The organism is Pseudoalteromonas luteoviolacea, from assembly GCF_018100925.1.
Classification (GTDB): Bacteria; Pseudomonadota; Gammaproteobacteria; order Enterobacterales; family Alteromonadaceae; genus Pseudoalteromonas; species Pseudoalteromonas obscura.
On the sequence record NZ_JAGJEH010000001.1, the window covers coordinates 506,458 to 521,381 of the forward strand.

The 14,924-nt window shown below is 39.7% G+C and carries 13 protein-coding genes; 1 reads left to right on the top strand and 12 read right to left on the bottom strand.

The genetic code is table 11. The features are described from left to right. Positions 1-47 precede the first annotated feature (47 nt). The 8 genes from ilvN to J8M00_RS01990 all read right to left on the bottom strand — a co-directional run bounded on the left by ilvN (position 48) and on the right by J8M00_RS01990 (position 9,919). A complete protein-coding gene (ilvN, locus tag J8M00_RS01955; RefSeq protein ID WP_023397796.1) occupies positions 48-545 on the bottom strand; it encodes an acetolactate synthase small subunit in 498 nt (165 codons plus the stop codon). Further along, complete coding sequence (locus J8M00_RS01960) at positions 545-2,266, bottom strand: acetolactate synthase 3 large subunit (protein WP_211008686.1); 1,722 nt, start codon at positions 2,264-2,266, stop codon at positions 545-547. Before J8M00_RS01960 ends, ilvN begins: the two co-directional genes overlap by 1 nt. A gap of 507 nt (positions 2,267-2,773) precedes the next feature. Beyond that, positions 2,774-3,781 (bottom strand): isocitrate dehydrogenase, encoded by a 1,008-nt coding sequence (locus J8M00_RS01965; RefSeq protein ID WP_211008687.1) that lies wholly within the window; start codon positions 3,779-3,781, stop codon positions 2,774-2,776. Between the two features lie 201 nt (positions 3,782-3,982). After that, the gene (locus tag J8M00_RS01970) at positions 3,983-5,668 is read right to left on the bottom strand and encodes a hypothetical protein (protein WP_211008688.1); all 1,686 of its coding nucleotides are present in this window, start codon (positions 5,666-5,668) and stop codon (positions 3,983-3,985) included. Next, the gene (locus tag J8M00_RS01975) at positions 5,658-6,053 is read right to left on the bottom strand and encodes a DUF3192 domain-containing protein (RefSeq protein ID WP_211008689.1); all 396 of its coding nucleotides are present in this window, start codon (positions 6,051-6,053) and stop codon (positions 5,658-5,660) included. The genes J8M00_RS01970 and J8M00_RS01975 overlap by 11 nt, the downstream gene beginning before the upstream one ends. A 78-nt stretch (positions 6,054-6,131) precedes the next feature. After that, positions 6,132-6,899: a flap endonuclease Xni gene (gene xni / locus J8M00_RS01980; RefSeq protein WP_211008690.1), complete on the bottom strand. Its 768-nt coding sequence runs from the start codon at positions 6,897-6,899 to the stop codon at positions 6,132-6,134. 129 nt (positions 6,900-7,028) lie between these two features. Beyond that, the gene (gene ppnN, locus J8M00_RS01985; RefSeq protein WP_211008691.1) at positions 7,029-8,372 is read right to left on the bottom strand and encodes a nucleotide 5'-monophosphate nucleosidase PpnN; all 1,344 of its coding nucleotides are present in this window, start codon (positions 8,370-8,372) and stop codon (positions 7,029-7,031) included. 14 nt (positions 8,373-8,386) lie between these two features. After that, entirely contained in the window at positions 8,387-9,919 is a 1,533-nt protein-coding gene (locus J8M00_RS01990; protein ID WP_211008692.1) for a GGDEF domain-containing protein, read from the bottom strand. Positions 9,920-10,094: 175 nt separating this feature from the next. Here J8M00_RS01990 and J8M00_RS01995 point away from each other — a divergent pair, with 175 nt between their 5' ends. Continuing rightward, the gene (locus tag J8M00_RS01995) at positions 10,095-11,873 is read left to right on the top strand and encodes a M61 family metallopeptidase (protein WP_211008693.1); all 1,779 of its coding nucleotides are present in this window, start codon (positions 10,095-10,097) and stop codon (positions 11,871-11,873) included. A 56-nt stretch (positions 11,874-11,929) separates the two neighbouring features. On the opposite strand, the gene J8M00_RS02000 is transcribed toward J8M00_RS01995, so the two are convergent. The 4 genes from J8M00_RS02000 to J8M00_RS02015 form a co-directional block, all read right to left on the bottom strand. Further along, a complete protein-coding gene (locus tag J8M00_RS02000; protein WP_023397787.1) occupies positions 11,930-12,481 on the bottom strand; it encodes a YkvA family protein in 552 nt (183 codons plus the stop codon). A gap of 579 nt (positions 12,482-13,060) precedes the next feature. Beyond that, positions 13,061-13,213: a hypothetical protein gene (locus tag J8M00_RS02005; RefSeq protein ID WP_211008694.1), complete on the bottom strand. Its 153-nt coding sequence runs from the start codon at positions 13,211-13,213 to the stop codon at positions 13,061-13,063. 25 nt (positions 13,214-13,238) lie between these two features. Further along, complete coding sequence (locus J8M00_RS02010) at positions 13,239-13,394, bottom strand: hypothetical protein (protein WP_211008695.1); 156 nt, start codon at positions 13,392-13,394, stop codon at positions 13,239-13,241. Between the two features lie 505 nt (positions 13,395-13,899). After that, positions 13,900-14,922 carry a hypothetical protein gene (locus J8M00_RS02015; RefSeq protein WP_211008696.1) on the bottom strand — a complete coding sequence of 341 codons (1,023 nt, stop codon included), beginning with the start codon at positions 14,920-14,922 and terminating at the stop codon, positions 13,900-13,902. Positions 14,923-14,924: the final 2 nt, after the last annotated feature.

Genomic DNA, 14,924 nt, shown 5'->3' on the forward strand with positions numbered 1-14,924 from the left:
GATTATAATTAATGGGCGCTAAGGCCCAAATAATTAATCTAGTGTATTTAACTCTTGAGTGCTTTATCACCCCGGCCTATACCAACAGCTCCTGAGCGAACGAGTTCAATCAAGTCACTTTCGTGGCGCAGCATATCCAAAAAGCTCTCAATTTTATCTGTACTGCTGGCTAACTGAAGTGTGTAGCTTTGTTTTCCCATGTCAACAATGGCTGCACCAAATACATCGCTTACTCTGGTAACTGCCGCTCTCATCGCTTCATTTCGAGTAAACACCTTGACCATTAATAGTTCTCTTTCTATGTGATTGATTTCCGTTAAGTCAAATACTTTCAACACATCGACGAGTTTGTTAACTTGCTTTGTGATCTGCTCAACGACTCTATCATCTCCGTGGGTAGTAATAGTAATACGAGAAAGAGTTTTATCGTCAGTCGTACCTACAGTTAAGCTATCTATGTTGTAGGCCCTTTGAGAGAAAAGCCCAACAATTCGTGACAGTGAACCTGGTTCATTTTCTAATAGAATTGCTAATATACGGCGCATTATACCTTTACTCCTTTTTTCAACCACATTTCGTCAATGGCACCATGTTTAATTTGCATCGGGTATACATGTTCGCTCTCATCAACTCGGATATCTAAAAACACTAAACGATCTTGTATTGAAAACGCTTTTTCTAGGGCTGACTCTAGCTCGTTAGGGTGATCTACTCTGATCCCAACATGGCCATAACTTTCAGCTAATGCGACGAAATCAGGTAAGGACTCCATATAGGAGCTAGAGTGACGGCCGTCATAAAGCATATCTTGCCACTGCCTAACCATGCCAAGTGAGCGGTTATTTAATGATACCACTTTCACATTTAAACCATACTGTAGGCAGGTTGACAGCTCTTGAATATTCATTTGAATAGAACCATCTCCTGTTACACACACGACTTCTTCTTGTGGGTAAGCAACTTTTACGCCCATAGCTGCTGGCAATCCAAATCCCATGGTGCCAAGTCCGCCAGAGTTTATCCACTGACGAGGTTTTTTAAATGGGTAGTATTGTGCTGCAAACATTTGGTGTTGCCCCACATCGGAGGAAACATATGCGTTGCCCTGAGTAATGTCGTAGAGCTTTTTAATTACAGTCTGTGGTTTGATCTTTTCTCCAGTGGTTTCAAAGTCCAAGCATTTCTTTTCTCGCCATTGAGTAATGTCTTTCCACCAAGCTTCCTGTGCACTGCGGTCAATGGCGATATTGCTGTTATCAATACCCTCTAATAGCTGTGTAAGTACTGTATCTAAACAGCCAACTACAGGGATATGAGCCTGAATTGTTTTTGAGATGGAAGTTGGGTCTACATCTACATGAACGATTTTAGCATTGGGACAAAATTTCTTAACATTATTTGTCACTCGGTCATCAAATCTGGCTCCCAGTGCTAAAATAGTATCGGCGTTAGCCATCGCTTTATTGGCTTCAAGGGAGCCATGCATTCCCAGCATGCCGATAAAATTAGGATGGTTTCCGCTGATCCCGCCAAGACCCATTAACGTGTTCGTAATTGGCGCATTGAGCTTTTCAACTAGCTCAGTAAGCTTGTCAGAGGTATTCGACAGAACGATTCCACCCCCTGAATAAATGACCAGCTTCTTAGCTTGTAAAATCGCCTCTACCGCCTTTTTGATTTGCTTCGAATGGCCTTTAGTACTTGGGTTATATGTCCGCATATCTAGTTGCGGAGGCATAATATAATTGAATTTAGTTTGTGGAATTAAGACGTCTTTTGGCAATTCAACAACGACCGGCCCTGGTCTTCCTGAACTTGCTAGGTAAAAAGCCTTAGCCAAAATAGCTGGAATATCTTCTGCATTTCGGCAATTAAAGCTATGTTTGACAATTGGCCTTGAGCAGCCAACGATGTCAGTCTCTTGAAATGCGTCATCACCAATCAAATTTGAAGGAACTTGCCCAGAAAGTACAACCATTGGAATAGAGTCCATGTAAGCCGTTGCTATACCCGTAATGCAATTAGTTGCGCCAGGGCCAGAAGTGGCGAGCACCACGCCTGTTTGGCCTGTAGCCCGAGCATATCCATCAGCCATATGAGTTGCAGCTTGCTCGTGTCGGACGAGAATGTGTTCTATATCACTTTGCTCAAAAAGAGCATCGTACAAATCCAAAACAGATCCGCCCGGATAGCCAAAAATGTATTGTACTTGTAAATCTTTTAGCGCCTTTACAACTAACTCGGAGCCATTAAATTGCTCATTCATTACCTCATTCCTCAGCCAAGTTAAATCTTGGCATAAAAAAACCCCGCATTTTGCGGGGTCGATGAAAGCGTATACTCACACAGGCCCCTATGGACTTAATACTAAGACCACCACGAGAACCAATTTTGCAAGCTTAACTAAATTCATTTCAAATCTACTAAATTATTTAAACAGTTTTAATTTAAAGGGCAATCGATGTTTCTGTCAAGAAGCTAGGCTCTAGATATGCATAATATAACCCTTTTTGGCGTTGATAAATTTGAAATGTAATGTTTCAATTTATAAAAATAGGGCGCTATGCATAAATGTATCGGGAAAATATTCACAAAGCCAAAATAGTGAATAGGTTTATAGCGTAATAGGGGCTGTCAATTGCAAAGCTATCAATAGAAGTTAAAAGTCTGAAATATAAAAACTTTGTAAGTGGAGGAGACAGAGGGGATGTCGCGTAGAGATTTAGATGAAGAATAAAGATAGCGCAATTTGCGCTATCTTTCTGCGTACCAATTATAGACGTTCGATCACTGCTTGTGTGAAGTCTGTGGTGCCATGGTTGCCACCTAGGTCACGAGTAGTACGATCACCAGACTTGATAACATCAGCAACAGCGCTGCGGATACGCTCAGCAGTTTCACCCATATCTAGGTATTCAAGCATTTGAATAGATGCAAGAATAACAGACGTAGGGTTTGCTAGATTTTTACCTGCAATGTCAGGCGCACTACCATGTACAGCTTCGAAAATCGCTGCATTTTCACCGATGTTTGCGCCAGGAGCCATACCCAAACCACCAACTAAGCCAGCACACAGATCAGAAATGATGTCACCAAATAGGTTAGTTGTTACTACGACATCGAACTCATCCGGGTTCATAACTAATTTCATACAAGTCGCATCTACAATCATTTCAGCTGACTCGATATCAGGAAAACGCTCACCTACTTCACGAGCCACTTTCAAAAATAGACCTGAAGTTGACTTTAGGATGTTCGCTTTGTGAACCGCTGTTACCTTCTTACGGCCTTCACGCTGTGCAAGCTCATAAGCGAAAGTCACGATCTTCTCTGCGCCTTCACGAGTGATCTTTGACATTGCTTCAGCTTCTGTACCGTCTTCAGACGTTACTTGACCAAGACCAGAGTACATGCCCTGTGTATTTTCACGTACAGTAATGATATCAATGTTGTCGTAGCGTGCTTGAGTACCTTCGAAAGACTTAACTGGGCGTACGTTTGCATATAGGCCAAACTGTTTACGCAAAGTAACGTTGATAGATGTAAAACCTTCACCTACAGGTGTTGTTAAAGGGCCTTTCAGGGTAAGCTTATTACGCTCGATAGCTTCTAATGTCTCAGGTGGAAGCAGTTCGCCAGTTTTTTCTAACGCTGCAAGACCTGCGTCAACATACTCGTATTCAAAATCACAGCCCGCTGCGTTTAAAATCTCAATTGCAGAGTCAATGATGCTTGGACCAATACCATCGCCGCGAATAACGGTAACTGTTTGCTTAGCCATTTAGTTTTCCTTTATCAAAATAAATTGTACACACATAAAAGAAGGATCTATTTATTGTAGTCAATCAAATAAAAAGTGTGTGTTCGCTTGAAAAATTAAGCGCGTTTTATAGCAATTTATTCATAGATATTCCAGCAAGGAATGATAAAAGGGCATAAATTTAGTTTATGTTTGTTATATCCTGCATTTATAGAATAAATATTATTCAATCATACTGTGTAAGGATAATGCTAAGATAGCGTCATTCAGTTGCATTTCGCTATCCCAGCCAAATTTCTTTATTTGGTTTTGCAAAACATGATGTTGCCAAGCTGTAGGTGTAAAGTGGGCGCTGCTCCATTGCATTGCCAGAACTTTAATGGCAACAAAGGTTTTGGCCTCTTCGCTCAATGAATCGTCTTTTTCCTTTTCGGATTGCATGAAAGCAGTGTGCGGAGGGCTGTTATCGAAGTGGTGGGAAAAATAATCGTTTAGCTGTGTTGTATTGAATTCCATAAAGCCAAATAATCTTGCAAGAGAATAAGGTGTTGATGAATCCGCTTGTTCACTGACACAAGTGAAGCGTTTAATATCAATATCATGATGCTTTAGCATAAAGGCAACGACAGCACTGATTGGAGAAAGAATGCTCTCGTACTCTTGCCCATAAGCTTGTTTGGTTAAAGTTGCTAAGATCTGTGCAAGCTGCTGGTACTTATGCCAAATATTAAGGGCGAATGGGTGACGCAATTGAGAGATCACCTGTTCAACAAGCACTCTCTGACAGAGCAAGCTTGCTGTGTTTAATCCGACCATAGTCAAACAGTGTCGAATATTTGCACCTTTTTGAGCTTCTCTATTGTATTGCTTCGCGGCTTGCTGAAGTGCTTGCTCTATGTACGGAAACGGCTCAATTGTTTTTTCAATAGCTCTAAAGCTAGCAAAACTATTTCTGCTCAATTTTTCTATTACAGTGTAAGTCGCTTCAAACGAGTCTTCCGTGGGGGCGATTTCTTGCGCTTCTATGTGTCCCCATACTTTGAAAAGAAGGTGTTTGTCTGCTGTGGAGATAGATCTGTACTCAAACTCAAACGAGCTCTGTGTCTTGACTAGTCGATCAACCTTATTATCTTCAAATGTACAAATCACTTGGCTTTTCTCGTTTCTTTGCAAAAGAAGCGCTTTTTGACCGCGATATACAGTTACACAACCAACAGCAAAGTGACTGAATTGTAGTGACAGCTTGTTTAAGGTGTCTCGAGTAAACTCATCATAACTAGATAAGTAGAGCTTTTTCACAACAGAAGCCAAAGTATTAGACTTAGTCGGAGTTTTGACCAAAGCCATTGCAATGATCTGTGCAATGGCCACAACCAAAGTGGTATTGTCGTATAGTGGAGCTACTCGCTTACTCTTTAAGGTCTCACAGTATGGTTGAAGTCGAGACATCATACGCGTTGCCTGTTTATTAACGGAGCCACCGTGTTCGAGCACCTTAACAGCGAGTTGATACCTGATTTTCCATATTTTTTTACCTTGTTCAGTCAGGGGCTGTGCTTTAAGTAACTTGTCACTTTCTTTTTTTACGCACAAAAAACTGGCCAAACAAGCGACGAGTAATTCTTGACGAATATTATTCGAATAGCCATGACCCTCTGAAATAATACATACCAAAATGCATTTCTTAACGACCAAGTTTGTCGTGGGGGAGAGTTGTTGAAAGTTAAAGTTTAGGTAGCTATGCAGTGCATTTGGGGCGCTTTGATAGGTGTGCGTGTATAACTGAGCAAGCTCCGCTAGGGTTGGAAAGATACTAGGCCATTTTTGTTTGTTGTAATAGAGCCTAAGTGTCTGCTCGGTTTTATTTACCAGTTCGAAGAGTTGCTTTGATATGTCTTTATTCGTCATTATTTAGCGCTTTCTCATAGGCCACAACTGCACCAGCCCCCCACAAAATTAGCTGACCATTTTTGAATAACAAACCAGTACACTCATCTTGTGTTGTTATGCCGTCTGGTTTCATCAATTGCGTGCGGTAAAAGACAATTTGAAAGACTGTATCATCATTTGATTTCACATAGGTGAGATCTGGACTACCTAAATTGTCGAGCACTGAATCTAAATCCATTCTTGTATCTGGCTTGAGCTTACTAATAAACCTTTTGTTAAAAGCTTCCCTGTCTTTCCAGAGCATTGCTCTGGGGTCGTCTTTATAAAAGTTGATCACAAGATAGACAATCCCGGCGTAAACCGCGAGGCCCAGAAATATATATTGTAGAACTTTTTTTATCATTTAAGTCACCTAAATACAGCTCGGTAAGACTATCTGAAGCGTGTATCCATAACAAGTAATTTGTGATTAATGCAATGATCAGAGACGCAGCTCTTTTAGAGTAAAACCAACTTCAATGTCTGTTCTAAGGGCTACTAGTGCTTTGCTCAAAATAAAGTTATCAATATCAGTTTCTATTTTTTTTCTAATTGTTCCATGAAGGCTAGGGCTGTTCAGTGCATTTTCTACTGAGCTGAATTGGCTCAATACATCAACCGCGGTTTTTTTCCCAACTCCCTTTACACCCGGAATGTCATTGGTTTTGTCACCCATTAATCCCCAGAAATCATGAAGCTGATTTTTATCTAAGGAAAATTTCGACTTTACGTCATCTGATGATATAACTTGTTGTTTAAAATAGTCGTAGACATTAATGTGTTCGCCAATTAATGGCAAGAAACCCTTGTCGGTAGATACAATCGTAGACGCAACACCGTGATTTGACGCTTTATATGCGAGCGTTGCCAATATATCATCTGCTTCATCTTGAACTGGAAAATATGCTTTTACATTTTGCTCAGTAAAGCCTCGGGCAACAATTTCAAGGTTATCTTTTAACTGCTGTGGCATTGGTTTTCTGGTGGCTTTGTATTGCGCGTAAAGGTGATAACGCCAGCTTTTGTCCCCGTCAAATACTGCAATTGCGTGACTTGCTTGGGATGTTTTAAGTAGTTTTCGGGTTGCGTTCTTTACGCGTTGATAACAGCTTTGAATGATTTGCTCATCAGTCAACCCTGATTGTTCACAATCAACAGCGTATATACGACGAATTAAGTTAAGTGCGTCAATCAGCAGTAATTGGGCCATAAATGTATATAAAACAAATTTTTGTTGGTACTTTTGAGGATTATAACAGAGGGGCGATGAGAGTTCATCGCCCCTAAAAGCTTTTGTTTTAATTAAATAACTATCTAAGTTATACGGTCGTAGTTTGCTTTATGACTGGATTTTGTAGCAGGGCTCATATTTACTGCCAGGTAACTTCATACGACCTTGGCTAACAAAAGCTTGCAATAGTTTGTCCATATCTGACATGAGTGATTTATCGCCAGAAAGCACGTACGGACCATGTTGTTTAATTGCTTTAACGCCATTGTCTTTGACATTACCTGCCACAATCCCTGAAAAAGCGCGCCGTAAATTTGCTGCCAGTATTTCTTTAGGTTGACTTAAGTGTAAATCAAGAGACGACATATTCTCGTGGGTCGGCTCAAATGGTTGCTGGAACGGCTCTTCGATTTTTAGCGTCCAGTTGAAGTAATAAGCGTCTCCCTCAGACTTTCTGTACTCTCGCACCTTTGGCATTGCGGATTTAATGGTTTTTGCGACGCGTTCAGGATCATCGATGATCACTTCAAATTTGTTAAGCGCTTCGCTACCAAGTGTTTTTTCAACAAACTTGGATATTTCATCAAAGTAAGCTGCGCTTGACTCTGGTCCGGTTAATATAACGGGTAGCACTTGTTTTTCATTTTCTGGGTGGAGCAAAATACCAAGTAGATAAAGCAACTCTTCTGAAGTGCCTGCACCACCGGGAAAGATTATAATGGCGTGGGCGGTTCTAACAAACGCTTCGAGGCGTTTTTCAATGTCAGGCAAGATCACCAGTTCATTGACAATAGGATTTGGTGGCTCTGCGGCGATAATGCTTGGCTCTGTCAGGCCCAAATATCGATTGTTAGTGATACGCTGTTTGGCATGGCCTATGGTTGCGCCTTTCATTGGTCCTTTCATCGCACCAGGACCACATCCTGTACAAATGTTTAACCCTCTAAGACCGAGCTGATAGCCTACTTCCTTAGTATACTTATATTCTTGCTCATTGATAGAGTGGCCCCCCCAGCAAACGACCATATTGGGGTCGGTATTTACTTCAAGAGCGCCTGCGTTTCGCAGCATATCGAAAACCATGTGTGTAATTTCTTTAGGCTCGATCAGCGTATCTTGATGCCGTTGACAAATAAACAAAATATCCCGGATGACTGAGAAGATATGTTCGTGAATACCATTGATAATTGTGCCGTCAACAAATGCAGATTCAGGCGGATTGGTCAGTTCAATTTTTATGCCGCGTTCTCTTGCGACCAGAGAAACATTAAAATCCTCGAACTTTCGGTAGATCTCATAACTTGAATCTGTGTGGCTACCTACGTTCAGAACAGCCAACACACAGTTTCGGAATAATTGATATCTTTCGAAAGTTGAAGACTGTTGTAACAAGTCGACTTCTAATTGTGATAATAAATTAAGAACTCCAGTTGGGTTTAGCTGTACATGCATAGGCATTCTCCTTGTTATTCTCTAATGCAAAGTTTGTCTCTGCCTGAGTTTTTAGCGTCATACAGCGCATTATCAGCACGATCAAATGCTGTAAGCGGTGTATCGCCCTTTTTAAGCTGTGTTGCACCTAATGAAATTGTAATTTGTACTTCTTTTTCTTTAAATCTAAACGGTATTGCTTTTACGGTATTGCGTATTTTTTCAAGCGGGCTCTGCGCTGAGCTCAGTGGCATACCCGGCATAAGCAGCACGAACTCTTCACCACCATATCGAGCGATAAAGTCAGCTTTTCTAATTGACTTTTTAAGTGCTCTGGCAATTACCTGCAGTGTTTTATCACCGGCACTGTGTCCGTATTTATCATTAATTGATTTAAAGTGGTCAACATCAATAACGACGAGTGTGACATCACTGTTGTGAACTTCAAACAGATGAAATTCTTGGTTGTATCTATCATCAAAAGCGGCTCGATTAGGCAATTTAGTTAGGCCGTCTAGCAGGCTTTTAAATTTTTGCTCGTTTAAGCGTTTTTTATAATTTGTTACTTTAGTTTCGAGTAAATTGATACGGTCATTAATCTTGTCAAAGCTTTGAAGCAGAACCTCTTTGTCTCGGCGCTCAATGTTTTCGCGTTCAATCAAGTCTTTACTAAGCTCTTTCAGTTCATTGTCTACGAGCTGCTTTAACTCAGTGATAGAAGTTGCTTGTTGTGTTTGATGATTCAGCGTTGAGATCTTTTCTTCAATACGCTTGTTTAGTGCTGAGACTTCGTGATTGACCGACTTGGACTGATTTGTGGTTTCGACAATCGATTTATGAAGCTCTTCAAGTGTTTGGTTCAAAGAGACTAGAAAGCCTTGAGCAGACTGACGCTCGCGGGCGATAGATTTGGCGAATATACGAATAATGCTGACTGAATTATCCAGCAATGAATCAACCGAATCATCAGCGGACAAGCTCTGTTTGATTTGCTTGATTTGCTCTGAAACGTCCTCTTCAAAAACCAGCTCGTTTGTTAAAGATAACAGTTCAATGGCCAGTTCTGGATTGCGAGTCGAAGAGCTAAACTCTGGCGCTGCTTTTGCTTGCAGTGTTTGCATATAAAACTGCAAAATCTTTTCGAGTAAAGGAACAAATTCCGAAACAGCTTTGATATCACCAAGTTCATGATCAAGCACATGTCTCAGTTTGCGTCTGGTATCATCTGGTAAACCTTTTAGTTTTTGTAATTGTTTTCCAGCAGACTGAATATGGGTTGTTAAAGCTCGTTCATTAGCTTCATAAACGGCTTCTTGCTGTTTTAATTGAGCTATCGTGGTCTCAATCAACGGAGTAAGTTGCTCTATTTCCATGCCCTTGTTAAGTGCACTTCGAAACTTCGCAAGTTGATTATCTAGGGCTACATCTTGTCCTCTACAGCTAAAAGACAATCTTGTCGCAAAGTCAGACAGCATCGAGACTTGCGTCTTTTTTGCTTCTTCAAGAGTTTTTCTTGCTGAAATAGCTTGAGAGAGTTTTTTTTCCAAGAGTACGGTTTTATCAGTCACAAAAATCCAACATCTTTTTTTACTATATCCAATTGCAAGTTTACATCAAATTACTGAAAAATGTGGGAGAATTTAATTATCAACTTGGCTTTTTATCATGTAGGTTCAACGAATTTATTAACTCAAGTGTAAGGAATTTTGCTAATTTTAAGAAAACTCTTTAATTTTTTATAGTATGAAAAAAAATCTCTCACTGATCTCTTTGGCACTTTTAAGTCAATTTTCCTTCGCTGATGTCGAGTACAAACTCTCAATTACACAACCACAACACCATTTGGGTAATGTAGAAATTACTTTTCCGAAATCTGCGCAATCTTATGTTGATATTCAATTACCTGACTGGCGTACCGGCCGCTATGAGATACTGGATATGGCCAATGGCATTCGCTTTTTTGCTGCAAGCAGTGAAAGCGGGAAGCAGTTAAAATGGCAGAAAACAGATAAAAATACCTGGCGAGTCCATTTAAATGAACCCACCGAAGTATCTATATCTTATCAAGTATATGCCAATGAATTAGCCCTTAGATCAAGACATATTGATGATAGCCATGCGTTTATCGATGCTTCTGGTTTTTTTATGTTCAGCGATTCATTTCGACAAGAACCAGTAACAGTAAGCTTAGACGTCCCGGATAATTGGCGCTCGGTATCGGGTATGGACTTTGCCAATTCCAAACATAGTTTTAAAGCGGCGAACTATGACGTATTGCTAGACTCCCCAATTGAAACCGGTATCAATGAATTGCACAAGTTTACGGTTGATGGCCGAGACTATGAGTTGGTGATTTGGGGAGAGGGAAATTACGACGTTGACTTAATGCTACGAGATTTAAAAAAGCTTGTTAAAACAGGGAGCTTGATCTGGCATGATTATCCATATGATAGATATGTATTTATGGTACATGCGACCAGTGGAGCAAGAGGGGCAACTGAGCATTTAAACTCCACTATTATTCAAAGGCACCGCGATAAATTTGCTTCCAGAGATGATTATATTGGTTTTATCTCCACCGCTGCACATGAATTCATACATACATGGAATGTAAAAAACTACCGCCCGGATGGGTTAGTTCCATACGACTACGTTGATATTAATTACAGCGATTTGCTGTGGCTAGTAGAGGGCTCAACCAGCTATTTGGAAGACTATCTTTTACTTAGTGCAGGGATCACGACCAACAAAGAGTTTTATAAATCGTTGACCAGAACACTTAATCGCCATTTGCAAACGCCTGGTAGGGAAGTGCAATCAGTAGCAGATACCAGTTTTGATAAATGGATAAACCAAGGTGGAGATCACGGCAAGAATTACAGCACCAATATCTATTCAGAGGGAGCGTTAGTCTCTATGGCGTTGGATATCGATCTGATAGATAAAAGTGAAGGTAAAGTTAGCTATAGAGATGTGCATAGCGAGCTGTATAAACAACATAAGTTACCCAACTCATTTAACAGTGCCGATGTAAAACGGATCCTAAAGCAGATTAGCGGCAACGATTATTCAAAATGGTGGCAAACCTATGTTGATAATCCTGCGATCATTGATTTTGATGGCTTGGTTGAAAAAGTTGGGTTGGAACATGTTTATCCATCAGGCACAGTGAAAGTGGCAAGTATTGATGGCAGCACTAAAAATGCAGGCCAACTGCTTGAATTGACTCATGTAGCAAGAGGCGGTAATGCTTGGCAAGCCGGTTTAACTGCGGGTGATAAAATCGTTGCGCTCAACAAACATCACGTTCGCAAAGATTTACCAAGTACCTTAGCTTTGTTTAATCCGGGTGAAATCGTAGAAGTAAGCTTTATTCGACGACATAAATTAATGACAGTGCAATTGCAACTGGGCGAGAAAGCAAATAGAAGCAAAGTTATCCGCGCAATATCATCTCCTTCAAGCCGCCAAGCTAATCTGTATAAAGCATGGCTTGGAGTTGAACACCCTAATAGTCAATAACCAATAAAAAAGGGGAGCTGGTTAGCTCCCTTTTTTATATATTCATCAAATGGATATTACATGATGCGAGAGAAAAAACGCGAACTCTTAGCGCCTGATCTATTTCTACGCATTGAAGAGCGAATTTGTGCTCGAGTGCTTGCCAGCCAACTTTCTCTATTTACTTTTGCATGTTCTCCGCGTCTGGCTTCTTCTGTTGCTCTAAAGCCGCAAAACTCTCGATATGCTTTAAGGTCTAATGACAGATCTTGCAATACAAGTTCAATCATAATTGCATCATCAATGTATCCAAGTACTGGGACATTGTCTGGAACAATATCTTCTGGTTCACCGAAATATGCCAAAGAAAGCATGATTTCTTTCTTTTCATCTTCTGGCATTTGCCACTCGTCATCTTGAACCGCGTCGATCAGTGCTGACAATGACATCATACGTGTTCTAACAAACTCAGGGACGTTTGTGCCTTCCATTTGTTGCACAAGCTCGCGAGCTTTGCTGATAATGTCTTCTTCACTTAAATGGCTGCTGCGCTCAATTGCAGATTGCATCATTGTGCGGAAATGTTCTAAATCGATATCAGTGAGTTCAAAATTTACTTGGATGGACATTATTTCTCCCTTACGCTCTTTGTTTATTTTTATATCCGTCAGGTATTTCAAAGAATGTAAATACCCACTTTGGTAACGACACTATGCCATTAAATCTTCACTAACTTAAGCTCAAATTAACAATAATTGAAAAAAAGTCAAAGATTGGTGATGTTGTGTTCAACCACATAAATATCTTAGTAAAAAATTAAATTTTTGGAGGGATATTTTTACTATTTCTCATTTTTTTAGACCTTTTTGTAAAACTACAAATCTCAATTTGGTGGATTTACAAGCAGTTGAACTGTTATTTTGCTGTGCTTAAATCGAGGTAACATGATGTTGTCTAGTACATATTTCGCAGCTACTCGGAACGCACAAAAGGTGCTTAAATTTTTTTGGAGGCTGGCGCTAAGCGGGTTGATTTTAGGTACATTGCTAGGCGCTATATTACATGTTGATTGATCAACTCTATATTGAAGAGATAATGGCTTTATTTTGTGCTGTGTGCATGATCTAGAAGAGGTTGACGTTATTTAATTTTAAATAAAAGGAGGGTTAACCTCCTTCAATTAGTAACATGTTTATCGTTTGATAAAATTAGCAAAGTTGAGTGTCAGTACATAGACCAGTAGTCCAACACCATGAACGGCTAGTTGTTACACCACCAGCAATAAATGGCGTCATCTTGTTATCTAATTGCTGTTTGTCGTCTGTTAAGTTTTTTAGTTTTTTCTTATTTAATTTCAGCATAGCTATTTCCTTTTTAGAGTTAATTTTAACAAGTAAAACCTACAAAAGATGTACATACAAATGGGTGGGTAAGCTCTGGTTTACCACCAGCAACAAGAGGCGTCATTTGCTTATCTAGTTGCTGTGAAGCATTATTAGTACTTAGAGACTTCAGGTTATGTTTTTTCATTTTTAGTTTCATTGCTTTTTTCCTTAAAACGAGTAGTGCAAACCCAACTTAACACTTGTGTACATATTTTCAACAAAAGGTTTATTCTAAATTGTTATAGGTTTATCTTAAGTGCCCAATATGGGTACTTAAAGGTTGATGCGATAAAGGGGATAGTTATATATTGAACAGAGAATGTAAAAGCTCATATTAAATAGGAATTACATTGAATATAGGGGCTTCTTTCTTTTGAAGTTTATCAGTTCTAGCTGCTCGCTAAATCTAAACTATGTGGTCTCCGTAATTTGAAACAGTCGTAATTAGATTTGTAGATTACAGGTATTATTTATTGCACCGTATGAGGTGGGTAGTGATGGTTAGGTATCAGTTGATATGGGGCTTTAGGTAGGGTTAGAGCTTATATCTAATATTTGAATGCGCAAATATTTAATGTTTGACCGAGATTAATGCAAGACAAAAATAGAAGTAACCCCTCATAAAAGAGGGGTTACGATGATTAAAAAATACAGTTTATATATTAAGATAATCTGTTTAATGCTTTTGTTAAAAACTGTCCAGATTGAACATCAGCTTTAACACGTTGAACATTTTGCTTCATTTGCTCAATTTGAGCCGGTGTAAGTTCAGCCAAACGATCTTTTATATCTCGCAAAGAGCTGATGCTAAATCCAATACCTTCTTTCTCAACTAAGTCAGCCATAGCTGCCTTGTCCCAGATGATGATCGGCATATCGCACAGCAAGTACAGAGATAGCTTGTGTGGGTTGTTGAACATTAAATACTTACCAGTAACACCGTCACACGAATCTAGTGTATTGCCATACCAAACAAGACCAAAGTCACCATCAATATGGTCAATGACTTCGTTTGATGGAAAGCAGCCTTTGTAATCTAAAATGGTGTTGTTTATGTCTTTGACTTTTTTTGCATCATATCCAACACCGTATAAATCAAACTTAAAGTTGCCGCGTTCAAGGCCATCAAGTTCATAGACAAACGGACCCATATTACCGGCAAACACAACGCGAATATTTTCATAGTCTGTTTGAGTACGTTTTGCATTTGGGTTATCAGTATGTAAATAGTCAAATGCTTCTATGTTTGTAATTTCAGAGTTAAAGTTTTGCTCATGAAACCACGCCGCCATTTTGTCGTTGTGAACAATTAGCTGATCAGACTGTTTCAGTAGTTTAACTTCTTTATCGGAGTGACCGTATTTACCTTTTAAGCTCTTTAAATCGTGAACAAGCGTAAGTACTTTACTATTTTTAAGTTTGGCACCCCACAAGCAATAGCCATAAAACTTATTGAATGGATACTGTAAACAAACGGTGCTTCCAGATTTCAGCCTTAAAATAGCCCAAGTGACGCCTAGGGCACTTATCAAAGTGCCCAAAATAGAGTTGGCAATCCAAGTTTGCTTAAACCCAATATTTTTCCAGCCGTTGTTTTCTAATATGGTTTCACAATCCATTTTAGCTTTTCCTGCGGCATCAAATTTTGAGCGGTAGTTTCGAGCAATATAAACTTTGTTACTCATAA

Excerpts from the sequence above, each read along its gene's own strand:
- J8M00_RS01960 (WP_211008686.1), bottom strand. The coding sequence starts at position 2,266 with ATGAATGAGCAATTTAATGGCTCCGAGTTAGTTGTAAAGGCGCTAAAA.
- ppnN (WP_211008691.1), bottom strand. The coding sequence starts at position 8,372 with ATGCATGTACAGCTAAACCCAACTGGAGTTCTTAATTTATTATCACAA.
- J8M00_RS01970 (WP_211008688.1), bottom strand. The coding sequence starts at position 5,668 with ATGACGAATAAAGACATATCAAAGCAACTCTTCGAACTGGTAAATAAA.
- J8M00_RS01995 (WP_211008693.1), top strand. The coding sequence starts at position 10,095 with ATGAAAAAAAATCTCTCACTGATCTCTTTGGCACTTTTAAGTCAATTT.
- J8M00_RS02000 (WP_023397787.1), bottom strand. The coding sequence starts at position 12,481 with ATGTCCATCCAAGTAAATTTTGAACTCACTGATATCGATTTAGAACAT.
- J8M00_RS01975 (WP_211008689.1), bottom strand. The coding sequence starts at position 6,053 with ATGATAAAAAAAGTTCTACAATATATATTTCTGGGCCTCGCGGTTTAC.
- xni (WP_211008690.1), bottom strand. The coding sequence starts at position 6,899 with ATGGCCCAATTACTGCTGATTGACGCACTTAACTTAATTCGTCGTATA.
- J8M00_RS02015 (WP_211008696.1), bottom strand. The coding sequence starts at position 14,922 with ATGAGTAACAAAGTTTATATTGCTCGAAACTACCGCTCAAAATTTGAT.
- J8M00_RS01965 (WP_211008687.1), bottom strand. The coding sequence starts at position 3,781 with ATGGCTAAGCAAACAGTTACCGTTATTCGCGGCGATGGTATTGGTCCA.
- J8M00_RS02005 (WP_211008694.1), bottom strand. The coding sequence starts at position 13,213 with ATGCTGAAATTAAATAAGAAAAAACTAAAAAACTTAACAGACGACAAA.
- ilvN (WP_023397796.1), bottom strand. The coding sequence starts at position 545 with ATGCGCCGTATATTAGCAATTCTATTAGAAAATGAACCAGGTTCACTG.
- J8M00_RS02010 (WP_211008695.1), bottom strand. The coding sequence starts at position 13,394 with ATGAAACTAAAAATGAAAAAACATAACCTGAAGTCTCTAAGTACTAAT.